Here is a 22,561-nt window from a genome sequence, read left to right on the forward strand (position 1 = left end):
TCCACAGAGCCTAGCTAACATGAACAAACATTTGAGAGTAACTTCTGCTAGTAGGGTGTCATCCGAGTAGCTGACACTGGGATCCAGCTTTCTTTATAAATTCACCAAAAGTGCTTCATTCTATAACGCAAAACCCATACTCACCAAACCCAATGCATTACTTGCAACTAAGTTTCCTGGATCCAAGTAGTCAGGGCACTGGGATGACAAAAAAGGGGCTACTCGGATGACACCATTCTTTTTCCTGGATCCAAGTAGTCAGCTACTTGGATGACATCATAGGGGCACTGTGATGTCATCATAGGGGCGCTGGCCTGACAATCGTAATTCCGCTATGTGTTAGCGGCTAAGAGATACCGCGGCAGTATGACGTAGGACTGCTTTGATACCATTATAGAGCAAACCAGTGTCAGCTACTTGCATAGAAAATGTTTATGACTAATTTTTAGATCAAATATAGGATTTAGGTAAATTTAACTTCTTTATGGAACTATGCAGCAATAATAAATAAATTAGGTGTAAAAGTTATGGCAATAAAAAAGGAAAAGTTTTTTGAAATAATACGAGAAGTAAGTAAAAGCAAAGATTTAAGCAGTGATAATGTATTAAAAAAAGTACGAGATAAATTAAAAGAAAAGAGTGATGAGAACGGAATAGATTCTCCATATACAATAGTATATAACATATTTAAATCTAGCAGTTTTTATAAAAACCACGAATTTAAGCTGCAAATGCCAGATGGCACTACAGCACGAGGTACATTATTACATTTTGCTGTAGAATGCGGTAATGCATTAATGGTGAAGCTCCTACTGGAACACAAAGTAAGTGCTACTATGAAAGATCACTCTGGACTGACTCCTTTGGACATTGCTACTTCTAATGGTAATCAAGAGATAGTGCAGCTTTTACTAAGTGCTAACGCAAATCCTCAATTAGAAAAGAATAAAGACAAAACTCCAAGAGATATCATAATAAAAACTCCAGAAGATTTAGTTGTGAACAGAAATAATGCAGCTGCTGCACTAGAAAATGGTAATAAACAGACCTCTTTTAATTCTACTGATGAAAGTAGTGACAGTACAGTAGATGAGCAACGCCAAAGTGTTAAGGATATGATAAAAAATTTTGAGTCACCGCAAAGAAGAAATACTACATGTAGTGGTAAACAGACCTCTATCTCTTTAAATGAAAGTGGTAATAGTGACGACAGTGGAATATGTACTGAATCAGAAGATGGAGAAGACATTGATGCAAAAAATGAAGAATTGAAAAAATTAGAAAAGGAACTAACAGAATTGAGAAATTGTGTCACTGAACATGAGACTATATTGGAAGCACTGAAGAAACAAAACCAAAAAGAGAGTGAATCACTAAAACAAAAAATGCAAGTTCTAGAAAGTGAAAACGCAACGCTTATACCAATTCTCATTGTTGGTCATTCAAATAGGATACATAGCAGAGTTGTTTAATTGTGGAGTAGGTAAGAGAAGTAATAAATTTACACAAAGCACTCTCAAGCAAAGCAATAGTATCGTATATTTTATTGCGCAAAATGTTCTGTTTTACATACAACCAAAGCCTCTCAACTGGATTGAGTTCAGGTGAGTATGGTGGTAGGTATATAATCTCAATATTTTTAGGTACCTTTAAACTTTTCGACTTATGCCAACTAGCACAATCCATAACAAGAAAGGCTTCTCGTGGTCCCAAATATTGAGACATTTGCTCAAGAAATATATTCATACAATCAGTGTTGACATTCGGTGCAAACAAGCTAGAATTCTCCCCATTTCTAGGATTAACTGCACTGTAGAGATAAAAATTTTCCCTACCTAATTTTACCTTAACTTTTGTTCTGACGCCTTTTTTAAACCATCCATGCCCGGTCTTTGAATGTGTGCCAAACCGCGATTCATCGAAGAAAAACAGCTCTTTTTCAGGATACTTGCCAATAACTTCGTTGAGATTTTTTTTTGAATTCCTCTTGTTTTCTTTTATCTTGTACATTGTGTACTGGTCTTGGTGTAATATAAGAGAATTTCATCTTTTGCATATAGCGGTGTACTGTAGATTTGCTAATATTTAAGCCGAACTTTTCCTGGATTCTTATTCTCATTTCTTTAATGGTAATATTAGGATTTTCTCCTACCCATGCTTCAACTTGCTGTAGTTGAGCCTGATTTAATTTAGTTTTTCTACGCCGTTGTGGAGGAGCAAACAATTTTTCTTCTCTGCCTAATTTCAAGAGTTTTATCCACGAAGTTAGTGCGCTTCTTGAAATGCAATATATTTTTGCTACAGCCGTTATACTATGCTTTTTTGCTGCAATTACAGCATTTAGTTTTTTTGCAACATATGCATTGTTCCTTACTTTCTTCAGCATTTTTTTTGCTGATTTTACTACTTCTTCATCCAATAATTTTGATCTTAGTGCCATTTATACCTCGACTATTTCACTTATTTCATTATGGCTTGTCTTCTATTATTGTCTATCTGTTTGCCGTGTAATGGGAATTGGTATAACTGGAAGCTTCAGCTCAACTGACTTTTCTCGCGCTTTTATTCTTCTTCGAGAGTTGATTTGTGCCCTGACATGTTTGCTATTGGTATTAATTACGTGAGAGCTGCCACGTACGTGAAAGTTATGGAATTTACAGTAAAAAGAAGTTTCCTTGCCTTTTTTTGCTTGACTTTCTTTTCTATTAGAAACTATACTCATATGGCAGTAGTACTTTTCGTCGAAAAAAAAATACTACAAAGTTTTTCTCGTTGTGTAAAGTGTAAGTTTACACTTTACACAATTCTCTCTAAAATTAGCAATTTTAACCCATAGTGAGGTTCCTCTACGATAGGTTTACTACAAATCTTATGCTATGTAAAGCATAATTTTACGTTTTACACGAACTTTTCTGAGAGTTAGTGATTTCAATTTAGTAATGTTGACCTTAGTTTTTCAATCTCGTCGATTGGAAGACCGGTAGATTCGGCTATTAAGTCGACAGATATGCCAGCTTTAAGTAGATTTTCTGCCACTTCGATTTTTCCTTCGATTTTTCCTTCAATTCTACTTTGTTTGAGGCAAGATACATTATCATCCTCGTTTTTCTTAATCCATTCATACATAGCCTGTTCTTCCTTGGTCCAATTATATCCAACCAACTCATTATAAGCTTTACCGATAATTACATCACTTCCCACTATTTTTCTTAGATCCTTTTCACTAGTTTCACTTGCATACTTAAAAAAATAGCACCACTTTTCGACTATGTTTTCTAATTGATCTTCTTTTGTTTTTGGAAATTTCGGTAGCTCTATGAAAGTAAAACTAAAGTCCTTCAGGTCATGTTCGAAGGTTTTCTTATCAAGAATAACGTGATCGGATTTGTAGGCTGATTTATTAGGAAATAGAATAAAATCAGTGATAGCAATGAAGATAACTTCTTTAAGGTTTTGGTATTGGTCACCTACGCCAGCTTGGCTTGAATAAGCTTTAGAAGCATAGAATTGTGCACGTTTTTCAAAACCTCTTGTTCTAGCAACTTGCATCTCGCAAATAAATCGAACACCTGTGGAATCTCTACACAATACATCAACAATACTTTCCTTTTTAGCAGCAATTTCAGGATCTTGAATAGGACTTAGAAAAGCTACATCCTCTATTTTAGCTTCACCAGTGCGACCTAAAATATCATTAAGAAAATGAATGAGGATATCCTTATTTTTCTCAGTGCCAAAGATACGCCTAAAGGCATAATTGTTTTTTGGATCTAGAAATTTTGACAAAGCCATAAGAAATTCACTTCAAAATTATTAATAGTATACACTATTTTCCGCGATTTTTCAACTTAATATTCTCCCTGAGCTGGTAAATCTCTTTCATTAACTTTCTTTAGAAATTTGATTTTATAATGCTCTAATCCCACTTAATGTCTTCAAAATCAACTGTTTCTGCACCTGGAACATTGCGTTGAATGGAGAGCTTGAGCAGCGCCATATCTTCCTCATGTTCAACTGCTTCTTGTACTAACTCCTCTATTAGCTCCTGAACGGGCTGTTTTTTCACTTTAGATAAGCGGGTAAGGTCCTCTAAAGTTTCTTTACTGAGAGCTATACTAGCGTTTGCCATATGTTTTACCTAAAGTCTACTACTGTAATAATTATACAACATTTTTCTGAATTTTTCAATAAGGAAAGGAAGGAGTGGTGTATAAAAATATATACTATCTTTATAGTTTTCTATTATAATCTACTATCGGTTTTATAAATAATTATGGAGTTAACAATAGAAAAATCAGTTTTACATAAACTTGCTTATTTGGGTCGCTTGGATTTGATTAAGTTATTTGTAGAACAACACGGGTACAATGTTGATTTAAGGGATGGACATGGTCGTACTCCTTTGTTTTATGCTATTGCAAGAACTTGCGAAGATGTTGTATATTATCTAGTAGAAAATGGAGCAGATGTGAATGCCTGCGCTAATGATAAGATGACTCCATTAAATTTAGCTGTTTTAGATAGACATATGCGTGAAAAATATATTGAACAAGGTTATTATTGAAGATAGCTATATAAAAATATATTTAATGTTTATAGAACGTACTTATCTTTTGTAAATGTTATCTCTATGTCCTATCTCTGTGATAACCACTATATGTTCTGATTGATTTACTCTGTAAATCACACGATAGTCACCTACTCTTAACCTTCTACGCCCTTTTAGGCTATGATATAATGGTTCACCAAGGTTGATTGGATCAACTGTAAGCCGCTCATTTATTGCATTTATAACCCTTAACCTTACTGTTTTAGGAAGATCTGGAAGATCTTTCTCGAGAACATTGTCTAGGAAGATAATAGTGTATCCCAATCTACGTCCTCACTTTTAGTCATTTTTGCACCTTCAACATCACGCTCATCAGAAATTTTAGATACTAAAAAATCTTCCATTTCAAGCTTAACTGCTTCTTTGAATAGTTTTTCTGCTAGTTCTTGAGCAGGCTGCTTAGTAGATTCAGATAATTCAGTAAGATACTTTGAAGTTTCCGAATCAAGAGCTATATTAATGCCTGAATCTGCCATATGTTTTACCAAAATTTACTACTGTAATCATTTTACAACATTTTTCTGAATTTTTCAATAAAGAAAGTATGTAAAAAAAATTTCGCTACCAGTATTGACAAATAATTAAAGATTTGGCATATACTAAAACTAGCTTTTGCTCAGGAGAAATAGCATGGCACAGAGGTTAATACTAAGCATAGTATTGCAAGATATTATCAAGAATAAGGAAGGTATGCCAGCTAGCGGGTACTGGATGTATTTTTATGATAAAAGAAGTCCAACTACTTTACGCCATGCATACTATAAAAACCAAGAGGGAAATGCCGTACCAGCACCAAATCCGCTTCAGCTTGATGAAAACGGTGCCTTACCTCATAAGTTGTATTATTTTGTTGACGTTGATGATTCTGAAGATCGTTATACCGTAGAACTGAAGTGCAATTACGGCAACGCTGTAGCTCCAGAACTCATCTTTCAGGATTTGCCATATTTTCAAGAACAGCAGAGAGCTGATCCGGTTACTGCAGTGCTTTCTGATAACTTATTTATTGATGGTCAGTTTAATATTGGTCTGCAAATTGATGATAGAGGACAGGGACCTGGTTATGTTTCACCTGAATTTTCGCAAGTGCCAATAGCAGGGCTTTCATGGCAGTTTTTAAAATCTTATGCTGATTCAGTACCGATACAGGATAAAACTGATGTAGATAGGATTTTCATTAAAGATATTACCGAAGCTGAAAGGATTGATGAAGGCAATCCTCGTTTTTATTTGAACGTTATTTGCGAAAAATCCAGCGAAACAACGCCACCTCTGGAGAAAGCTATAGTATTTAAACATTCTAATGCCTTGTGGAATGCTATTGTCGGAAAATTTAAGCTAAAGTTTTATGCTTGGAAAGGTGGTGATGATATAGTAGTTAATTTACTGGCAATTCGTGATTTTGGTTCAAAATCATCAACACCGCCGCAAACTCATATAATAGATCAATTTTTAATTGATTCTGATACTCCGAGTGTTTACTACACTAGTTTAAGTTTAATTGACTTTGTAATACCTGCAGATATTGGCGATGATCAAAGTTTGACGTTGAAGTTTTTGTTACCACCGAATCGAGCATTTAATTTTAAAGCGACAAATTTTTATTGTGCAGAAGTTTCATCGCCAGTGTCAGTTGTTGATTTTAAATATCCAACACAAAATTCTGATTTAGCAAAATCTAATTTATTATTTTCTTCATTTCGAGCAAATAAATATAGCATTGATAACAGTTACAATGAGCTAGTTTTTGCAATTGATGGTCTTAAGTTTGTAGATAATATTGGTGAAATAGTTTACTACCCAAAAGGAGCAAAAGTCGACGAGGAAAAGATAAATCTGCTCAAGTGCGATGGTCGCGCACTTGATTCAACGGGCATTAGTCCAATAGGTATCGAATACAAAAGGCTATATGACAAGCTAGACCATGCTCCAGTGACATTTGATATATTAAAAACCAAGGATATACCAAATTGGTTTAATGCAATATCAAGTGAGTATATTAAGAATTTTGCTCTAAATCATAACGTTAAAGTCAGATTTGATGGAGAGGGAGTAGTAAATCCAAAGCCAGAAGGTGATGATATTGGTCATCTATGGCTAGAAACTACATTCTATGCTAATTCAGATGTTAACTATGATTTTCAATATGTTGCAGCAGCAAGTAACGTAGATCTTACTACTTGTTGTCATACGTTTGATATTAGCACTGATTATTTAAGTAGTAGCATTCTAATGACTAATATTACTTTAAGGGAGAGAAAATTTGCGGATTCTGGTTCTGATTTTCCAGGTTATTTTCGAACTATAACTAAATTAAATTCAATTTATAATTATACAAATAGTGTTGTGCCATACAATAAAGGTATTGATAAAATAACTGAGCAAACTAAAATAAATTACTCTGTTAAAAAGAATTTTTTTTATTTGACAGTAAGTCTTAATTATCAACAATTTCCTTATCCTTCCGGTTTATGTGGATTTTTTAATCCAGTTAATTTTAGTAGTAGAGTTTATGATATTGGTTTTCCTTTAAATATACCATCGGTTAGCGCTACTTTTTTGCAACAAAATAATAATTATACTAGTACTTCACAAAGTTACTTTTTATTTTCACCATGGTTTGTGTACTCAATGGCTTCAGTACATGGTACAGGTATTAGTTCTACTGGTGGAGATTACCCTAGTTTTATTCATGGTGATTCTGTTAATTTATTAATAAAATCATGGGGCAATTACGTTATTTACAAACAATCAGCAACTGAAGAAAGAACACCGGGAAAGCCTAATGTACTGTTTGGTACTAAAAATTCAGTGATAACCTATGCTATGCAGCACAAAGCGCTATTTACACAACGGTGTTTATATGTCTTGAAGTTTAAAGAAGTAAAAGCAGGAGACTTTATAGGTCTTAAAACATCTCATAACACCCAAGCTGGTAACAATTTTAATACAGTAATCTGGTGGAGTGTCGATGGTGATGGAAAAGCACCAACTAATGTTACCGCCAAAGAATTTAGAGAAGTCAAAGCAACAAAAAATACGACTACAGAACAACTTGCAGACATGATTGCCAATGATATTAACAATAAGGGAACAACTATATTCCACATTCCTAATATCACTGACGATAAGTATGACTACTACATAAGGTGCTAAAAATTTAAAAACAGGAGAAAAACATGATTGAACAAAACAGTAAAATCGATGAAATCGATGGAAAAAACATTGAAAAAAATGCTGAAATCGATGATTTTTACGAAGAAAGTGTAGAAAAAACGAAAAATATTATCGATGAGGCGATAGCCAAAGGGTATACGCTCGGTGATGATGATCGTAAAGTTTTAGAGCTGGTAAAGGCTAATGAGCAATTTGCTGAAAAAGTTCTAAGTGGTGAAGACTATCAGGATCTACAAGATTTTTGTGATACGCTCACTGTAAGTAAAGTTCGTTATATTAATGAGCAGATAGCAAGAGGCAAAAATAAAGCATCTTTTGTTAAAAAGATAGCTGATATTGCAAAGGATGATCAATTAGCTCAGGAACTGCGCAATAAGCCATTATCTAAGTTTAAAGAGGAAGTTGGTGGGTTAAAACAAGGGCTACACAAAAGCAGTAAAGCAACTGCCATACCCACTAATTATCAGTACAGCGATGTTCCAAGTAGCTTTGAAGAAGAGTTCAAGCAAGTACAAGATTATTTCAGAACTAGGGGGTATTGATGACTATTAAGACAAGTGCAACATATTACAGAACAACATTATTGTCGCAAAGGCTGATTGAAACTGTTTTGTTTTCAAGTCCACTCTTAGCTTATACTGGCCCTGGTGCTAATGATATTCCCAATCGCTATTCTGGACAGGATCATTTTTTAGTCCAGCCTCCTTTTATTCCTACAGCAGGAGGGTTAATCGATGATGGGGAATTTCTTACACATCATGATGACTTGAAAATTCACAAAGTTAAGCAAAAAACTATGAGAATTGACTATAAGAGAGTTTCTGGCGTGGCTGAAATTTTTGTCGATGACGTCAAATTTTTATTTAACCGCGATCAGTTCCCTAGCAATGTACCAACCAGTTTAACATCATTCATGGAGCGCGGTGAGCGCGTTTATCAGGAATTATTAATGCAGGTGATTAGGTCAATAAATGATTATCAATTTAAGACGATAGCATCACGTGGGTTTATCTGCGCTGGCTCTACTGATAATAATATGTACGACTGTATAGAGGGATATATACGTCAACTTATCGATTATATGATTCGGGTCAATGGTGGCGTACTTAGGACTTCAAGACTTGTGGGTTCAATGCCAAATTCTGCGATGGGACTTTTGCGTACCAAGTCAGGACTGAATTACACTCAGGCACCGAAAAGCGATATGTTTCTTAGCGACACTAAAAACATGCTATCACCACTGACATTTGATTGTGCTGATATTTATATCGATACGTCAACTTATTTTCATAAGGCAGGTCCGGCATCTAAAGGCGAGTTAACAATAAAAGAAATTGTTAAAGAGATGGATGAATATTGTTCTATGACTGTAACTTTTGGTTTTTCTGGGTCAGTAGAGATAGATAATCGTTTCAATCCTGTCTTTAAAAAAGGAGATATCATTCAACTAGAGGGCAAAGAGTGGCTAGCACGAGATAGGGATGAAATACCATCAGGGGTGCCAATAGCATTCACTGTAATGGAGGATAGCACGAATGCTACTGTACGGGTGTCACCAGGTATCACCTATGGTGTTGATGTTCCGGAGAAAGAGTATTTAATAGGCGCTAAAGGAAAAGTTGTCGGAAATCACTGTAAAGCATTCTTCTGGTGGCAACCGGCTTCAATATTTAAGATTGGACCAGTGCCTGCACCTTCAACTAACAAATATCTTTACAAGGAAATATCTGCTTCAAATGCTGCTTTTGGACCGACAAGAAATAATGCAATGTCGTTTTTGGTAGACAGCCAATATGTACTCATGAATACCCCATATGAATATGGTGAACTAATGGCTTACATGTATTCAGATTTCTTTCCGTTTTTTGTTGGCACTTTAATATTGCCACCTAATTCGCCAAAACCTGAAACTTACATTAAAACGATCAAAAATCTTTCTACTGCTGATAAGAAAGACGATAAAAAAGATGATAAGAAGGATGATAAGAAAGATGATAAGAAAGATGATAAGGAAAAGAAAGATGAATGAGATAAGGACTTACGATGACAGTTTTTCTAATTTACTTGTAGAAATACAGGGAATGCTGGGGATTAACTCGCGCCGTGATGCCTCTGAGCATTACGGTACGCTCGATTTAGTTAAGAGGCTATTTTGGGAAGCTTTTGATCAGTTGCATGAAAATTACTATTGGCTGGGTTCTGACGTTGTCCGGGAGTTTGAGTTAGAGCCTGGTCAAACAGTTGGTGGTGGCTATTTGTTTGATGGTTGTAATACCAATTCTCATTGTTGGTCATTCAAATAGGATACATAGCAGAGTTGTTTAATTGTGGAGTAGGTAAGAGAAGTAATAAATTTACACAAAGCACTCTCAAGCAAAGCAATAGTATCGTATATTTTATTGCGCAAAATGTTCTGTTTTACATACAACCAAAGCCTCTCAACTGGATTGAGTTCAGGTGAGTATGGTGGTAGGTATATAATCTTAATATTTTTAGGTACCTTTAAACTTTTCGACTTATGCCAACTAGCACAATCCATAACAAGAAAGGCTTCTCGTGGTCCCAAATATTGAGACATTTGCTCAAGAAATATATTCATACAATCAGTGTTGACATTCGGTGCAAACAAGCTAGAATTCTCCCCATTTCTAGGATTAACTGCACTGTAGAGATAAAAATTTTCCCTACCTAATTTTACCTTAACTTTTGTTCTGACGCCTTTTTTAAACCATCCATGCCCGGTCTTTGAATGTGTGCCAAACCGCGATTCATCGAAGAAAAACAGCTCTTTTTCAGGATACTTGCCAATAACTTCGTTGAGATTTTTTTTTGAATTCCTCTTGTTTTCTTTTATCTTGTACATTGTGTACTGGTCTTGGTGTAATATAAGAGAATTTCATCTTTTGCATATAGCGGTGTACTGTAGATTTGCTAATATTTAAGCCGAACTTTTCCTGGATTCTTATTCTCATTTCTTTAATGGTAATATTAGGATTTTCTCCTACCCATGCTTCAACTTGCTGTAGTTGAGCCTGATTTAATTTAGTTTTTCTACGCCGTTGTGGAGGAGCAAACAATTTTTCTTCTCTGCCTAATTTCAAGAGTTTTATCCACGAAGTTAGTGCGCTTCTTGAAATGCAATATATTTTTGCTACAGCCGTTATACTATGCTTTTTTGCTGCAATTACAGCATTTAGTTTTTTTGCAACATATGCATTGTTCCTTACTTTCTTCAGCATTTTTTTTGCTGATTTTACTACTTCTTCATCCAATAATTTTGATCTTAGTGCCATTTATACCTCGACTATTTCACTTATTTCATTATGGCTTGTCTTCTATTATTGTCTATCTGTTTGCCGTGTAATGGGAATTGGTATCACTATGGTGCATGTAACTTACGCTATACACAGTCGCTACGGATGCCATGGTTACCATCTTACATGTTACTCACGCGTGATACTTGTCGTGAAATTAAAATTTTGCCGGCTGTGAAATCATCTAAAAAATATGTAATTTACTTTAAAGAGGCTGGTTGTGAGAAAACGGGAATGGACGTACCAGTTGGTCTTGATGGATTAAAACGAGAATTTTTGAAATATTCTACAGCTTTTAAATTATCAGTGCGGCTGAATACTCCGCTGCCACAGGGTTTTAATGAACAGTATCATGAAATAAGAAATAGGCTTTGTGCTGGTCACAGTGTAGGAAGTCAAAGTATTAAGGAAACTATTTGGATAGACAATGAATTCTTTTGAAATTCCACTACTTAGAAACATTAAATATGGTCACTGTATTGATGATTTTACAGTAATGAACTTTTTGGCTACTCCTGAAGGTTTGCGACTGCGACCACCACTGTTTCCACTTTTTGATATTCCTTTTGCAATTGGCGATGTCATCGTTGGCTTTTACTACGGTAATGACGATACAATTTATTTAGCTAAGGTGAGTGCTACTTTTTTACTGACAATTTATAAAATTGATCTACCAAAAAGTAAATATAAATCAATATTTACTTTGGCGAGTGTCTCTAGGCTCTGTGGACAAAATTTTAGAGAAGCCATATGAGAGCTCCAACAAAATTTAGAAATCCCATGTAAACCTCTGCGGTCTTGTCAAATCTGGAAAAAATGCGCCTAAAATTTTTAATTTTACCGAAAAAGCACTCAATCAAATGACGTTCTTTATAAATATGCTCATCATAGTATCTTTGCACTTTTCGATTCCTTTTTGATGGAATTACGATTTCACATTTCCTGTTTTCAAGGCTGACCACAAAAGCATTGCTGTCATAACCCTTATCAGCTACTACAATGGAGTTATAGACATTTTTTGTTAATACTTCAGCTTGTGTAATTTCATTCCTCTGGCCAGGAGTAAGTATAAATTTTAAAGGATTTCCCAATGCATCAACAAGTGCATGAATTTTAGTCGTAAAGCCACCTTTACTTCGCCCTAAAGCCTCTTGATCCTTCGAATCTTTTGTATATCCAGCCGAACATGGATGGGCTCTAATGATCGTACCGTCGATTATGACGGCTTCTAAATCTGGCTCTTGTTTTGTGTACTCCAATAAATTTTTCCAAATACCCCTTTCGCACCATCTCTTAAATCGTTTGTGTATACTTCTGTAATTGCCATAGATTTTCGGCAAAAGTTGCCATTGGCAACCACTTTGCGCCATATACCACACTGCTTCTATGAATATTCTTAAACGTTTTTCGTCTTTACTATGCATTCCTTTTATGCCTTTTATGAATTCTAAAATTTGTTTCCAATTTCTTTCTTTTATATAATATTCCATTCGGTAGTTTCTCCATTTTTATGTTCATTTGGTTAAACTACCACTTTTTTTCTCCCTCTTCATATTTTTTGTCCACAGAGCCTAGGGACGATCGTCCTTCTATGTGCAATTGTAATAACTATAAATTTTGGTTGATATCGGGCAAACTTTATAAGCTCGTAGATGATACCTTTACTGAAATTGATATCTCAAAAGGCGATATAAAGCCAAAGGATATTGTAGATTTTGAGGTTATGAACTCAACTCTCTACCTGCTAAGTGGCAGCAAAGGAGAAGTGTTCTATACTAGTGATTTTGCTGAATTTAAAAAGTGGGAAGCATTTACCATTATTTCATATGCTGGCAAAGGAGTAGGTCTTGGTGTAATCAATAATAATCTCTGTATCTTTACCCAAAGTGGAATGGAAGTATGGTACGGACAACCAAGCAGTGATGGATTATTTCCACTTACTAAAAGACGAGAACTAAGTTTTCCCTATAAGCTAATCAGCAAACGTACTTTAGAAAATGATGGCAATTATCTAATTGGTGCATTTCATTTAATCGATGGCAAATTTGTAGTCATTCGTTTTGATGGTCAAGAAATGAAAATACTCGATAATGCTCCACTTTTTGATTATTTTAGGCTAGAGAGAAGCAGTATCGATTTAAGTGACCATGCGGTCAGTAGCATGTTCAATTATAACAATAATACTTATTATGTATTGTTTTTTAATTTGCCAAATGGTGATTTAAATAAAAAATATTATCCGAACGTTGCCTTCTGTCTGCATTTGGATTTAGGTATTTGGACACTGCTTAAAAACCAGAATAGTTTTTCTGCCAATTATCACATCAATGTTAAGCATAAAGTTTATAATTTACTCATCAATGATGGCAGCTCTGATATCACAATCTGCGAAGCTAGCGGTTTGTTAGAGCCCAATGTTGATAATGTTTTTACTTTTGATGGGATAATAATAACAGATTATTTTCCATCATCTAAGCCTTATGTTACTGAACAATTGACGTTCTTGTACTTCTATGAGAACACGATCAGTGAGCAGCTAAATTCCAAGGAAGGAGGCATGTTTATTGATATGTTTATTTCCTACAAGAGAGATTTTCCTCTTGAACCAGATTATCGATTAACAATTCTTGGCACTAAACTTGAAGATAGTAGAGAGAAAGTTATAAAACTTAATTATAATCTTTTTGGCATTGATGGTGGAGTTGTACGTTTTAAGTTCGAATTTAAAAGATACAACAGTTACAAGTTTAATTTTTTATTGAAAGGTATTTATGGAAAGGAAAGAATTTAATTTAGATTTATTAGCACCTAAAGATATTGTTTCGTATACCTACGAGGATAATTACGATACGTATTTTGCAGAAGCAACTAAGCGTTTGAACATTTTGTGGGCAGAATATTTAAAGAGGGGGAAAATGGAAACAGAGAATCAAAAAAGCACGAAAAGCCTTATACGTGAGGCAATCAATAAAGAGCTGCAAAATGTAATTAACTCTGCTGATAAAGAACAGAAAATGAGGCATTTAGAAAATGCTTTAATACTGAAACTTGGTCTTGGAGTTTGCGATGAGATTGATGGTGGTGAGCTGAAGAATCTAGTCTTTGCTCATGATAAGTTAAAAAGTGATAACAACTTATCAAGGAGCCAAGAAATGGTCGACGGCATTGTTGATGAGTATAGGGGAGATTTTGAAGGATGTTAGGGTTACTTAGTGGTCTTGGTAAAGGAGCGCTCGAAGGTAAATATGAGCAAAGACTTTTGGAGCGGAAACGCTTTGAAGAGTGGCAAAAACAATACATGGAGCAGCAGCTTAAAGCTCAGGAGTTGTTACCTGGTGAAAAAGAGTACATTGCAAATGTACCAAGATATCAAAGAGCGATAGATTTAGCTCATGAGAAGCTGAGTGCTGCGGAAGGTGCTTTGCCTGATTCTAGATTTTCCAGACTGCTCCATGGTGATAAAATTAATTCAGTTATGGATCTTGTCAGAGACAAATCCAAAGTCAATGCTCGCAATGAATTTGCCCGCTATTTAGAAGGTGAGCTTTTACCAGCAATTATGCAGATTGAGGGCTTGCCGATGAATGAATATTCAGTGAAGTCTTTCAAAGAAAAGTTTAACGTCAATAAACTCTCGGCTGAGAGTTGGAAAAAGTTTTTTGGTGAAACGAGGGAAAAACTCGATGCTCGAGCTGGAGATATTCAAAAGAAAATTAGAGGGCTAAATGAGACACAGCTTAGTCAGCTAATGCAAGATCCACAGATACAGGCAACCGTAAAGGAAGAAGCTACGAGAAAGCTTGATAGTCAGATTAAGGATTTCAGTGAGGTAGAGATGGATACCTTAATCAAACTATCAGGTAATTCTAAAATAATAGAAGAGCCGAAAGAGGTAAAGAAGAATTTTCTCCGGGAAATGGGACTGCAGATAATTGAAGATGTTCAGGCTGTTGCAATAGGAGCTACGCTTGGGGCACCTTTAGGACCTATTGGGATGTTTATAGGAGGCAGTCTTGGAGGTTTGGTGGGAGCATATGCTGGAACTGCTGCTGAAAGAGGAATAGCAGGTGATCCAAATGCGCTCTCTAATGCGTTTACTGACACACTGGAAGATGCACCGTTGATTGTTGCAGCCCATGGACTAGGTGGAGCGTTAGCTAAAGGTGGAAAAGCAGTAACAGGTCTGTTTAAACAAGGCAGAGAACCTGTACGCAATATAGTTAGTCGTGGTTTTGATGCTGCAATAAAAGACGTACCAAATATTAAAGTAAATGATGTAGGAGAGTTCTTGAAGAGTGCTACTAAGGAAACTAGCAATCCTTTTCAAAGAATTGTTGCTAAGGATTTAGCAAAGAAGTTTTCTAGTAAAGGTGGAAATTATACATCCAAAGAATTTGCCGATATATTATCAGGTCTCAGGGAATCCTCTCGAAATTTAGCCAAAAAGTATGATGTACCAGAAAGTCAGATCAGAGATATTGTAAGCAAACTAGAAGAACGCTTTTTACCGCTACGTGCCAATGTCAGTAAAACAATGGGGCTACTAAGCGGTGCAAGTAGTGCTTTAGAGAAAGGGAACGTTAGAAAAGTGGCTGAGATATTTGGCGAATTGCCAGAGAAGATTGCCATTGATAATGGAGTGTTTACTAAGGAGCAAGTAATCAGAGGTTTTTTACTGGAAAATGCAGATATAATTAGAAATAAGCACATAGCACCTGTTGCTTCAGAGAAATTGATGGAGTTTGTTGATAAATTAGGATCGTTTGGTCAGTTATCTGCAGGAGGTGTGCGATTGCTTTTAGCAAAAATAGGTCTCAATGGCTTTGCTGATGGAAAAATTGCTAAGTTATTTGCTGAGTATTCTTTTGGTTCTGCCAAAGATCCAGTAACACGAGAACTACTATCTGCTTTGCAAGGCAAGATTATTGAAGAACAAAGTGGTTTCATCTTAGAAATGCTTAAAAAAGCAGCGATGAGTGGTGGTAAGGTGGCACTTCGTGGGCAAGTAAAAGAAAATGACTAAGCTCGAGTATTTAACAAGACTGCGAAATAGCTGGTTTGATTATTGGAGTCAAAATGTCGAGCAGGCACGGCGGCAGCATAAGTTTGTGATCATGGGGCAGCAATATACTGAAAATGAACAGCGAGAGCTGCTAAATATTGGTGCAGAACCGATAGTTTTCAACGTCACATTTGCGATGGCTGAGAAGATTTTAAACACTGTTCGTGGTAAAAGATATGACTTGGAACTTAAGGTTAATGGTGAGAGCAGAGATCCGGAGATCATGCAATTGATGCATAATCAGGTTACCGATTTGATCTTCAGTCAAGATCACTATGTGGAATATAGCAAAGCATTAAAAGAAGCAATAATAGGCGGATATTCTGTACTTTATGTTGGTTTTGGTTATAACAACGAAGATATCGAAGATGATGAACTGACATTTAAAATCAGGGCAATAAACGGTACTGAAAGTTTCTTTTTTGATCCACACAGTAATGAGCCGCATAAGGGTGATGGATGTTACTGCGGTATTATTCATCGCTTATATAAAACAAGCCTAGAGAAAATGGGTTATTCCCAAATTGCCAGATTGGAATTTAAAGATAAAGACACTGTTCCTTATATTGAAGTTACTGATTTGTACTTAAAAAAGGATGATGGCATAACTTTTTATCGCTTTACTAATGAGGAGATTCTTGAAACTAAGGAATTGTATGGTCACAGACATTTGCCACTGGTATTTCATGGTGGCTGCTCTCATTATATTGATAATCATGAGGTAACCAGACCACTTGGTGTTATGTGCCATTATGCACAGAAAGCCTATAATCATTGTATGGCAATGATAAATTACGGTGCTAAATACTTTCAAAATCGCTATTTAATGCCACAAGCAAGTGTTAGCAATGATAAAGCTCAGCGCTTTGCTGATCCTCGTGAACTGTTACTAGAATATGCGCCAGTAGATGGTATGCAGCCTATTGTTATACCGCCAACTGGTTCTGATCCAAACCTCGCAATACTGATGCAACAAGCTTTGAGTCTGTTGTCGCAAATTTGGAGTGACACTACGAACATTGTAAAAGACAGCAAATATTCATCTGCTGCTGCTTTACGTGACAAGTTGAGGGAAAATGAAGGTAGCGTCACTTCCTACTATTTTGCTCATCAAATTACGCTGGGTCAAATAGGGAAAGTCCTGCTTTCCCTTTTGCCGTATCAATTAGCGCAAGATGATGAGACTTTGGAAATTTTAATTAATTTTAGTAGACAAACAAATGTAAAAATTAAAATCAGTGAATCTTTGGAAAAACAACGTGAAAAAGATAATGAACTGATGCTAAATGTCATGCAGTACCTTGGTGCGAATGGTCTTGCTAATCAGCAAATAAGTATCGAACTTATAGCGGAAATGTTCCTGAATCAAGATACAGTGAGCAGTAAGATTTTACGTGATAAAGTACTAAACGTTGGTCAACAGTTACAGGAACAAGCGCAGCAGCAGGCACAGCAGTTAGCAGAACAGGATATTAAATTACTTGAGATTCAAACAAAAAAAGAAGCTGCAGAACTGAAAGCCAAAGTTGACTTAATAGCTGAGCAGTTAGCTGTTTTGCGGGAGCAGATGCGTAATGCTCATGAAGAAAAAATGCTAAAGGAGAAGAATGGAGCTTAAAATACGAAAATTTCCATGTCCAAAAAAACTCCCTGAAAATGTTTTAAGCATTGATCTTGGTAAAAATGTCGGTTTTGCCTATGTGAAGGACAATACACTTTATTGTGGTAGCTATGTTTTAAACGTTGAAAAATGGCGGCTTGGTGGAGAGACATTGCGCCGGATTAGTGATGAATATCGGGGGATTATTGATTTATTACTGCATGGAAATCAAGAAATGGATTTAGTACTGCTAGAAGATAATCAGTATTTTTTCAAGCAAAGATACATTAAAGGTAGCCACATGTCGTATTACAAAAAGCTACAAATGGTGGTAGAAGGGTTATTTTGTTTGCACTGGAGAGGCAGAATTAAACGCTATTTTGGTGGTGCACTGAAAAAGAGATGTTTTGGCGCAGCACGTAAGGAGATTGTCAAAGAACGTATTAAGAAAATGCTCAATGTTTCCCGGCTATGTGATCACACAGCAGATAGCATAGCGGGTTTATTTGCTGTTTTAAAAAGGGAGGAATAATGTTTGGAGATTTATTTGATTGGCTCTTTGGTAGTTCTAAAGCTAATCGCCAGTTTGAAAAGAATATTGGAATACAAGAAGGATTATATAATCGATACAACCGCTTCATGGAGAATCTTGGGGGCTTAGGAAAAGGTGGCCAGATCAATCAAATAGCATCGCAATATCAAGGTAATCCTTACCAGCAGTTTATTAGCAATCAGATGAATACTGCGCTTGGCAACAACTTACGTGCCAGTGGACTTGATCAATCAAGCTATGGTTTATCGAAAGTTGCAAGTTTAAACTCTGAACTTGCGTCGCGTGGCTTGAATGACTTTATCGGCTCATCTTTAGGAGGGCTGCAAAGTCTTATTGGCGCTCATGGTCTTGGTGCGCAGATTGGTCAGAACTTAGGCGGTGGCTACACTTCTTACGGGAGGTCGATAAATGATCGCTGGCTTGCTATCAATCAGATGTTAGGTGGACTTGGTCAGGGTATAGGGAGAAATTTAGTTTGATTTTTTATGTTATACTTGGTATTATATTAATATATTAACGAAGTAAAATAATGTTTTTATTCTTTATTTTCATGTTGGGAGTTCTTTGTGGCTGCTCGAAATCTGTTCAGGTTATAATTGCTCATCTGCTGTCTTGGGCGATTGCTGGAGTATTTTGGGTAGTAATTGCGTTAGCAACAGCTGCATTAACGTGTGGGATATTGTTTCTTATAGGTAATTTCTTTACTTATATTTCTTCATTCATTCATATTCCTCTATGGATGGATAATATATTGCCTTTCGTTCCATTTACAATACTATTAAGCTGGTATCCATGGAAGGTGTGGAAAGCATGGAAAACTCAAGACAAAAAGACCTAGATTTATGCCGCAAAGACTTTGGCTTCTTTGCATTTCAAGGCATGCTGCGAGTATTTAATATCAGATTAAATTTAAAGAGATAGGGGGGACTTGGTGGAGCTATAGGTAAGGCTGCGATATAGCCAACTTTAGTTTTTCTTCCTATAAGATTCTTTTCTGTGTTTTATTGAAGTGATAGTTACTTCGCACTCTGCAATGTCTACTGTATAGATAATACGATAATCGCTAACTTGTAGCCTTCTGTGCCCTTTAAGTTCGTAGAGCAATGGTGTACCAACTTTCATTGGTTCATCTGCAATTCGCTCGTCTATAGCTTTTATAATACTTTTCTTGATTGGTGACGATAAAGCAGGCAAGTCTTTCTTAACGACGTTTTCTAAATAAGTAATCTTATATTTCAGTTTGTGCCCTCAATTCTTTTAGCTAATACCGTATCCCAGTTTATATCCTCGCTTCTAATCTTTTTTGCACCTGGAACATCAAGCTCAGCAGCACGCTCGATTAGTATTCTATCTTCCTCAAGTTCAATTGCTTGTTGCATTAACTTCTCTGTTAATTCTTTAACAGATTTGTTTCTTACTTCAGCAAGTCCAGTAAGGCACTTCGAAGTTTCTTTGCTGAAAGTTATACTAAATCTTGAATCTGCCATATATTTTACCAAAATCTACTACTGTAGAAAGTATACAACATTTTTCTGAATTTTTCAATAAATTAGTGTATGCTAAAATTAATTTAAAGGATGAAAAATGCTATCTCAGGAGGATATTGTTTTATGCCGCAAAGACTTTGGTTTCTTTGCGTTTCAAGGCATGCTGCGAGTATTTAATATCAGATTAAATTTAAAAAGAGAAGATGGTAGTAAAAACTATCTATGGGTGTTGTTCAGCAGCATTAATCGATTGGTGTTTGAAAAAGCACACAGTCAATGGTGGAACATACCACCAAGGTGTGCCAAGACAACACTGGGTTTTATATTTCATGTAGCATTTGCCCTCGGTAATAATCCAAGGGCAAAGTTTATGTATATCACGCACCAGAGGGATTTAATGCGTGAAAAAATCAATGAACTACATATCGTGCTTGAGTCTAAATTTTACCGGCAAATTTTTCCAAATGTCAAGGTAGTTGGTCGCAGAAGTACGCGAGTAATTAGAACGAAAGAAGGCGGTTTTGTTAATGGTTTTTCGATATCAGGGCATGTAACCGGTACAGGGGCAGGGGACAGTTCTCTTGATTTTGATGAAGGTCGTAAATATGGTGGTTGCATTATCCTTGATGATTTACATGATGCAAGCTGTGCTTATAGTCGAGTATCGCTGATTAGTGCCTGTCAAAAGTTTGAACAGTGCATAACCTCAAGACGTAATACTGCTGATACGCCGTTTTTAGTGATTGGTCAAAGAATCAGTGTTTATGACATATTTGGTTATTTAGAGAAAAAATCAGAGCGACAGTTTGAGAAGATCATAATACCTGCAGTACTTGAAGATGGCAGGAGTATTGATGAAAACAGACTGCCAATGCAGGAACTGAAAATCAAGGAAAAAGCAGAACCTTATGTTTATCAGTCGCAATATATGCAAGATCCTCCAGAGCCAAAATGGCGAATATTTAATGAAAAATACTTTAAAAAGATTGATTTTGCTTATAAGACAATCGGTGAAAAAGATTTAGTAGCATTTATAGATCTAAATAGCGGTTCAATAAAGACACTAGATAGAACGGCGGTGGGAGTATTTCAGCCGTTTTTTATGAAGAGTGAATTTTCATATGAACCAAAAAGGTGCGGAGTATGGGTAGACTTACTGGCAGCAAAGCTCGATCCTGCTACGGTTGAGCATGATATCCATAAATTCTTAAGAAAGTATGAACATAGGTTGCATGCCATAGTGGTAGAAGAACACGGTATAGGTTTTAAGGTTATAGCAGATTTACGGACGTTATTACCAAATACATTGATCTTATACCAATTCTCATTGTTGGTCATTCAAATAGGATACATAGCAGAGTTGTTTAATTGTGGAGTAGGTAAGAGAAGTAATAAATTTACACAAAGCACTCTCAAGCAAAGCAATAGTATCGTATATTTTATTGCGCAAAATGTTCTGTTTTACATACAACCAAAGCCTCTCAACTGGATTGAGTTCAGGTGAGTATGGTGGTAGGTATATAATCTCAATATTTTTAGGTACCTTTAAACTTTTCGACTTATGCCAACTAGCACAATCCATAACAAGAAAGGCTTCTCGTGGTCCCAAATATTGAGACATTTGCTCAAGAAATATATTCATACAATCAGTGTTGACATTCGGTGCAAACAAGCTAGAATTCTCCCCATTTCTAGGATTAACTGCACTGTAGAGATAAAAATTTTCCCTACCTAATTTTACCTTAACTTTTGTTCTGACGCCTTTTTTAAACCATCCATGCCCGGTCTTTGAATGTGTGCCAAACCGCGATTCATCGAAGAAAAACAGCTCTTTTTCAGGATACTTGCCAATAACTTCGTTGAGATTTTTTTTTGAATTCCTCTTGTTTTCTTTTATCTTGTACATTGTGTACTGGTCTTGGTGTAATATAAGAGAATTTCATCTTTTGCATATAGCGGTGTACTGTAGATTTGCTAATATTTAAGCCGAACTTTTCCTGGATTCTTATTCTCATTTCTTTAATGGTAATATTAGGATTTTCTCCTACCCATGCTTCAACTTGCTGTAGTTGAGCCTGATTTAATTTAGTTTTTCTACGCCGTTGTGGAGGAGCAAACAATTTTTCTTCTCTGCCTAATTTCAAGAGTTTTATCCACGAAGTTAGTGCGCTTCTTGAAATGCAATATATTTTTGCTACAGCCGTTATACTATGCTTTTTTGCTGCAATTACAGCATTTAGTTTTTTTGCAACATATGCATTGTTCCTTACTTTCTTCAGCATTTTTTTTGCTGATTTTACTACTTCTTCATCCAATAATTTTGATCTTAGTGCCATTTATACCTCGACTATTTCACTTATTTCATTATGGCTTGTCTTCTATTATTGTCTATCTGTTTGCCGTGTAATGGGAATTGGTATTAGGCTCAAGAAGAACCAGATCAAAGATGGAAGTGTTTCAGTCATGTAGTCAGTTTGTAGAGCAAAGTCACATCTTTCTTGAGAAAGCGGAACAAAATTTTCATTATTTGATATTTGATGAATTTGAAAAAATACATACTGAAACTGAATTTACCGATGATATAGCTGATGTCTTAAGTGAATTTATCATCTGGTTTCCTGAAAAAAACCGTCTAGGAATAGCTTGTCCTGAAGAGATGTACAATCATGCGGTGTTGAAGAATGACGCTGTAAGTGCCGTTTCTGTTCGAGCACGAGCCCCTTTTTCTTGCTTAAGCGTGTGTGATCATTACTAATGAG

27 protein-coding genes are annotated in these 22,561 nt (G+C 35.9%); 16 read left to right on the forward strand and 11 right to left on the reverse strand.

Annotated elements, in window-relative coordinates; translation table 11 throughout:
- Positions 1-527 precede the first annotated feature (527 nt).
- Positions 528-1,472 (forward strand): ankyrin repeat domain-containing protein, encoded by a 945-nt coding sequence (locus tag ACWHVF_RS02555; protein ID WP_064124766.1) that lies wholly within the window; start codon positions 528-530, stop codon positions 1,470-1,472.
- Here ACWHVF_RS02555 and ACWHVF_RS02560 read toward each other — a convergent pair.
- From ACWHVF_RS02560 to ACWHVF_RS02575, 4 genes are all read right to left on the reverse strand, one after another.
- Positions 1,429-2,440, reverse strand: a protein-coding gene (locus ACWHVF_RS02560) for an IS630 family transposase (protein WP_447933038.1) whose coding sequence is annotated in 2 segments (ribosomal slippage) — positions 1,429-1,977 and positions 1,979-2,440 — 1,011 coding nt in all. Because the reading frame shifts where the segments join, the coding sequence is not laid out codon by codon here. The two genes, ACWHVF_RS02555 and ACWHVF_RS02560, sit on opposite strands and share 44 nt — an antisense overlap.
- Positions 2,441-2,485: 45 nt before the next feature.
- Entirely contained in the window at positions 2,486-2,722 is a 237-nt protein-coding gene (locus ACWHVF_RS02565) for a hypothetical protein (protein ID WP_064125356.1), read from the reverse strand.
- Between the two features lie 206 nt (positions 2,723-2,928).
- Positions 2,929-3,792 (reverse strand): Rpn family recombination-promoting nuclease/putative transposase, encoded by an 864-nt coding sequence (locus ACWHVF_RS02570; protein WP_064125357.1) that lies wholly within the window; start codon positions 3,790-3,792, stop codon positions 2,929-2,931.
- Between the two features lie 124 nt (positions 3,793-3,916).
- The gene (locus ACWHVF_RS02575; RefSeq protein ID WP_064125358.1) at positions 3,917-4,129 is read right to left on the reverse strand and encodes a hypothetical protein; all 213 of its coding nucleotides are present in this window, start codon (positions 4,127-4,129) and stop codon (positions 3,917-3,919) included.
- 144 nt (positions 4,130-4,273) lie between these two features.
- Between ACWHVF_RS02575 and ACWHVF_RS02580 the strand changes: the two genes are divergently transcribed.
- Positions 4,274-4,564 carry an ankyrin repeat domain-containing protein gene (locus ACWHVF_RS02580; RefSeq protein WP_064125359.1) on the forward strand — a complete coding sequence of 97 codons (291 nt, stop codon included), beginning with the start codon at positions 4,274-4,276 and terminating at the stop codon, positions 4,562-4,564.
- 42 nt (positions 4,565-4,606) lie between these two features.
- On the opposite strand, the gene ACWHVF_RS02585 is transcribed toward ACWHVF_RS02580, so the two are convergent.
- Together ACWHVF_RS02585 and ACWHVF_RS02590 are read right to left on the reverse strand one after the other, a co-directional pair.
- Positions 4,607-4,873, reverse strand: coding sequence for a type II toxin-antitoxin system RelE family toxin (locus ACWHVF_RS02585; RefSeq protein WP_064125360.1), 267 nt, complete (start codon positions 4,871-4,873; stop codon positions 4,607-4,609).
- The gene (locus ACWHVF_RS02590; RefSeq protein ID WP_064125361.1) at positions 4,849-5,085 is read right to left on the reverse strand and encodes a hypothetical protein; all 237 of its coding nucleotides are present in this window, start codon (positions 5,083-5,085) and stop codon (positions 4,849-4,851) included. Before ACWHVF_RS02590 ends, ACWHVF_RS02585 begins: the two co-directional genes overlap by 25 nt.
- A 154-nt stretch (positions 5,086-5,239) precedes the next feature.
- Between ACWHVF_RS02590 and ACWHVF_RS02595 the strand changes: the two genes are divergently transcribed.
- The 4 genes from ACWHVF_RS02595 to ACWHVF_RS02610 are packed head-to-tail and all read left to right on the forward strand — an operon-like array spanning position 5,240 to position 10,089.
- On the forward strand, positions 5,240-7,765 hold the full coding sequence (locus tag ACWHVF_RS02595) for a hypothetical protein (protein WP_064125362.1): 2,526 nt from the start codon (positions 5,240-5,242) through the stop codon (positions 7,763-7,765).
- A 23-nt stretch (positions 7,766-7,788) separates the two neighbouring features.
- The gene (locus tag ACWHVF_RS02600; protein WP_064125363.1) at positions 7,789-8,328 is read left to right on the forward strand and encodes a hypothetical protein; all 540 of its coding nucleotides are present in this window, start codon (positions 7,789-7,791) and stop codon (positions 8,326-8,328) included.
- Complete coding sequence (locus ACWHVF_RS02605) at positions 8,328-9,815, forward strand: hypothetical protein (protein ID WP_447933128.1); 1,488 nt, start codon at positions 8,328-8,330, stop codon at positions 9,813-9,815. Before ACWHVF_RS02600 ends, ACWHVF_RS02605 begins: the two co-directional genes overlap by 1 nt.
- Positions 9,808-10,089, forward strand: coding sequence for a hypothetical protein (locus ACWHVF_RS02610; RefSeq protein ID WP_447933129.1), 282 nt, complete (start codon positions 9,808-9,810; stop codon positions 10,087-10,089). Before ACWHVF_RS02605 ends, ACWHVF_RS02610 begins: the two co-directional genes overlap by 8 nt.
- Here the strand turns inward: ACWHVF_RS02610 and ACWHVF_RS02615 are convergent.
- Positions 10,068-11,079, reverse strand: a protein-coding gene (locus ACWHVF_RS02615; protein ID WP_447933026.1) for an IS630 family transposase whose coding sequence is annotated in 2 segments (ribosomal slippage) — positions 10,068-10,616 and positions 10,618-11,079 — 1,011 coding nt in all. Because the reading frame shifts where the segments join, the coding sequence is not laid out codon by codon here. The two genes, ACWHVF_RS02610 and ACWHVF_RS02615, sit on opposite strands and share 22 nt — an antisense overlap.
- 30 nt (positions 11,080-11,109) lie before the next feature.
- Between ACWHVF_RS02615 and ACWHVF_RS02620 the strand changes: the two genes are divergently transcribed.
- Together ACWHVF_RS02620 and ACWHVF_RS02625 are read left to right on the forward strand one after the other, a co-directional pair.
- Positions 11,110-11,541 carry a hypothetical protein gene (locus tag ACWHVF_RS02620; protein WP_156488184.1) on the forward strand — a complete coding sequence of 144 codons (432 nt, stop codon included), beginning with the start codon at positions 11,110-11,112 and terminating at the stop codon, positions 11,539-11,541.
- The gene (locus tag ACWHVF_RS02625; protein ID WP_064124983.1) at positions 11,528-11,854 is read left to right on the forward strand and encodes a hypothetical protein; all 327 of its coding nucleotides are present in this window, start codon (positions 11,528-11,530) and stop codon (positions 11,852-11,854) included. The genes ACWHVF_RS02620 and ACWHVF_RS02625 overlap by 14 nt, the downstream gene beginning before the upstream one ends.
- Here the strand turns inward: ACWHVF_RS02625 and ACWHVF_RS02630 are convergent.
- Positions 11,838-12,590 (reverse strand): IS5 family transposase, encoded by a 753-nt coding sequence (locus ACWHVF_RS02630; RefSeq protein WP_064085756.1) that lies wholly within the window; start codon positions 12,588-12,590, stop codon positions 11,838-11,840. The genes ACWHVF_RS02625 and ACWHVF_RS02630 overlap by 17 nt on opposite strands.
- A 20-nt stretch (positions 12,591-12,610) precedes the next feature.
- Here ACWHVF_RS02630 and ACWHVF_RS02635 point away from each other — a divergent pair, with 20 nt between their 5' ends.
- The 7 genes from ACWHVF_RS02635 (at position 12,611) to ACWHVF_RS02665 (ending at position 19,236) form a co-directional block, all read left to right on the forward strand.
- Positions 12,611-13,891 (forward strand): hypothetical protein, encoded by a 1,281-nt coding sequence (locus ACWHVF_RS02635; RefSeq protein ID WP_447933130.1) that lies wholly within the window; start codon positions 12,611-12,613, stop codon positions 13,889-13,891.
- Positions 13,872-14,303, forward strand: a complete 432-nt coding sequence (locus ACWHVF_RS02640; protein ID WP_447933131.1) for a hypothetical protein — start codon at positions 13,872-13,874, stop codon at positions 14,301-14,303. Before ACWHVF_RS02635 ends, ACWHVF_RS02640 begins: the two co-directional genes overlap by 20 nt.
- Entirely contained in the window at positions 14,297-16,123 is a 1,827-nt protein-coding gene (locus ACWHVF_RS02645; protein WP_447933132.1) for a hypothetical protein, read from the forward strand. Before ACWHVF_RS02640 ends, ACWHVF_RS02645 begins: the two co-directional genes overlap by 7 nt.
- On the forward strand, positions 16,116-17,780 hold the full coding sequence (locus ACWHVF_RS02650) for a portal protein (protein WP_447933133.1): 1,665 nt from the start codon (positions 16,116-16,118) through the stop codon (positions 17,778-17,780). The genes ACWHVF_RS02645 and ACWHVF_RS02650 overlap by 8 nt, the downstream gene beginning before the upstream one ends.
- Entirely contained in the window at positions 17,770-18,294 is a 525-nt protein-coding gene (locus ACWHVF_RS02655; RefSeq protein WP_447933134.1) for a hypothetical protein, read from the forward strand. The genes ACWHVF_RS02650 and ACWHVF_RS02655 overlap by 11 nt, the downstream gene beginning before the upstream one ends.
- A complete protein-coding gene (locus ACWHVF_RS02660) occupies positions 18,294-18,794 on the forward strand; it encodes a hypothetical protein (RefSeq protein WP_447933135.1) in 501 nt (166 codons plus the stop codon). The genes ACWHVF_RS02655 and ACWHVF_RS02660 overlap by 1 nt, the downstream gene beginning before the upstream one ends.
- Positions 18,795-19,107: 313 nt before the next feature.
- Complete coding sequence (locus tag ACWHVF_RS02665; protein WP_447933136.1) at positions 19,108-19,236, forward strand: hypothetical protein; 129 nt, start codon at positions 19,108-19,110, stop codon at positions 19,234-19,236.
- 45 nt (positions 19,237-19,281) lie between these two features.
- On the opposite strand, the gene ACWHVF_RS02670 is transcribed toward ACWHVF_RS02665, so the two are convergent.
- From ACWHVF_RS02670 to ACWHVF_RS02680, 3 genes are all read right to left on the reverse strand, one after another.
- Positions 19,282-19,509: a type II toxin-antitoxin system RelE family toxin gene (locus ACWHVF_RS02670; protein ID WP_447933137.1), complete on the reverse strand. Its 228-nt coding sequence runs from the start codon at positions 19,507-19,509 to the stop codon at positions 19,282-19,284.
- Positions 19,510-19,550: 41 nt separating this feature from the next.
- Positions 19,551-19,802 carry a hypothetical protein gene (locus ACWHVF_RS02675; protein WP_447933138.1) on the reverse strand — a complete coding sequence of 84 codons (252 nt, stop codon included), beginning with the start codon at positions 19,800-19,802 and terminating at the stop codon, positions 19,551-19,553.
- A 1,324-nt stretch (positions 19,803-21,126) separates the two neighbouring features.
- Positions 21,127-22,138, reverse strand: a protein-coding gene (locus ACWHVF_RS02680; RefSeq protein WP_447933038.1) for an IS630 family transposase whose coding sequence is annotated in 2 segments (ribosomal slippage) — positions 21,127-21,675 and positions 21,677-22,138 — 1,011 coding nt in all. Because the reading frame shifts where the segments join, the coding sequence is not laid out codon by codon here.
- A 110-nt stretch (positions 22,139-22,248) separates the two neighbouring features.
- On the opposite strand from ACWHVF_RS02680, the gene ACWHVF_RS02685 reads away from it, so the two are divergent.
- Positions 22,249-22,557, forward strand: a complete 309-nt coding sequence (locus tag ACWHVF_RS02685; RefSeq protein WP_064085520.1) for a hypothetical protein — start codon at positions 22,249-22,251, stop codon at positions 22,555-22,557.
- The last annotated feature ends 4 nt before the right edge of the window (positions 22,558-22,561 follow it).

This window comes from Wolbachia endosymbiont of Dactylopius coccus (assembly GCF_977011065.1).

Excerpts from the sequence above, each read along its gene's own strand:
- ACWHVF_RS02555 (WP_064124766.1), top strand. The coding sequence starts at position 528 with ATGGCAATAAAAAAGGAAAAGTTTTTTGAAATAATACGAGAAGTAAGT.
- ACWHVF_RS02565 (WP_064125356.1), bottom strand. The coding sequence starts at position 2,722 with ATGAGTATAGTTTCTAATAGAAAAGAAAGTCAAGCAAAAAAAGGCAAG.
- ACWHVF_RS02570 (WP_064125357.1), bottom strand. The coding sequence starts at position 3,792 with ATGGCTTTGTCAAAATTTCTAGATCCAAAAAACAATTATGCCTTTAGG.
- ACWHVF_RS02575 (WP_064125358.1), bottom strand. The coding sequence starts at position 4,129 with ATGGCAAACGCTAGTATAGCTCTCAGTAAAGAAACTTTAGAGGACCTT.
- ACWHVF_RS02580 (WP_064125359.1), top strand. The coding sequence starts at position 4,274 with ATGGAGTTAACAATAGAAAAATCAGTTTTACATAAACTTGCTTATTTG.
- ACWHVF_RS02590 (WP_064125361.1), bottom strand. The coding sequence starts at position 5,085 with ATGGCAGATTCAGGCATTAATATAGCTCTTGATTCGGAAACTTCAAAG.
- ACWHVF_RS02595 (WP_064125362.1), top strand. The coding sequence starts at position 5,240 with ATGGCACAGAGGTTAATACTAAGCATAGTATTGCAAGATATTATCAAG.
- ACWHVF_RS02600 (WP_064125363.1), top strand. The coding sequence starts at position 7,789 with ATGATTGAACAAAACAGTAAAATCGATGAAATCGATGGAAAAAACATT.
- ACWHVF_RS02605 (WP_447933128.1), top strand. The coding sequence starts at position 8,328 with ATGACTATTAAGACAAGTGCAACATATTACAGAACAACATTATTGTCG.
- ACWHVF_RS02610 (WP_447933129.1), top strand. The coding sequence starts at position 9,808 with ATGAATGAGATAAGGACTTACGATGACAGTTTTTCTAATTTACTTGTA.
- ACWHVF_RS02620 (WP_156488184.1), top strand. The coding sequence starts at position 11,110 with ATGGCTTGTCTTCTATTATTGTCTATCTGTTTGCCGTGTAATGGGAAT.
- ACWHVF_RS02625 (WP_064124983.1), top strand. The coding sequence starts at position 11,528 with ATGAATTCTTTTGAAATTCCACTACTTAGAAACATTAAATATGGTCAC.
- ACWHVF_RS02630 (WP_064085756.1), bottom strand. The coding sequence starts at position 12,590 with ATGGAATATTATATAAAAGAAAGAAATTGGAAACAAATTTTAGAATTC.
- ACWHVF_RS02635 (WP_447933130.1), top strand. The coding sequence starts at position 12,611 with ATGTTCATTTGGTTAAACTACCACTTTTTTTCTCCCTCTTCATATTTT.
- ACWHVF_RS02640 (WP_447933131.1), top strand. The coding sequence starts at position 13,872 with ATGGAAAGGAAAGAATTTAATTTAGATTTATTAGCACCTAAAGATATT.
- ACWHVF_RS02645 (WP_447933132.1), top strand. The coding sequence starts at position 14,297 with ATGTTAGGGTTACTTAGTGGTCTTGGTAAAGGAGCGCTCGAAGGTAAA.
- ACWHVF_RS02650 (WP_447933133.1), top strand. The coding sequence starts at position 16,116 with ATGACTAAGCTCGAGTATTTAACAAGACTGCGAAATAGCTGGTTTGAT.
- ACWHVF_RS02655 (WP_447933134.1), top strand. The coding sequence starts at position 17,770 with ATGGAGCTTAAAATACGAAAATTTCCATGTCCAAAAAAACTCCCTGAA.
- ACWHVF_RS02660 (WP_447933135.1), top strand. The coding sequence starts at position 18,294 with ATGTTTGGAGATTTATTTGATTGGCTCTTTGGTAGTTCTAAAGCTAAT.
- ACWHVF_RS02665 (WP_447933136.1), top strand. The coding sequence starts at position 19,108 with ATGGAAGGTGTGGAAAGCATGGAAAACTCAAGACAAAAAGACCTAGAT.
- ACWHVF_RS02675 (WP_447933138.1), bottom strand. The coding sequence starts at position 19,802 with ATGGCAGATTCAAGATTTAGTATAACTTTCAGCAAAGAAACTTCGAAG.
- ACWHVF_RS02685 (WP_064085520.1), top strand. The coding sequence starts at position 22,249 with ATGGAAGTGTTTCAGTCATGTAGTCAGTTTGTAGAGCAAAGTCACATC.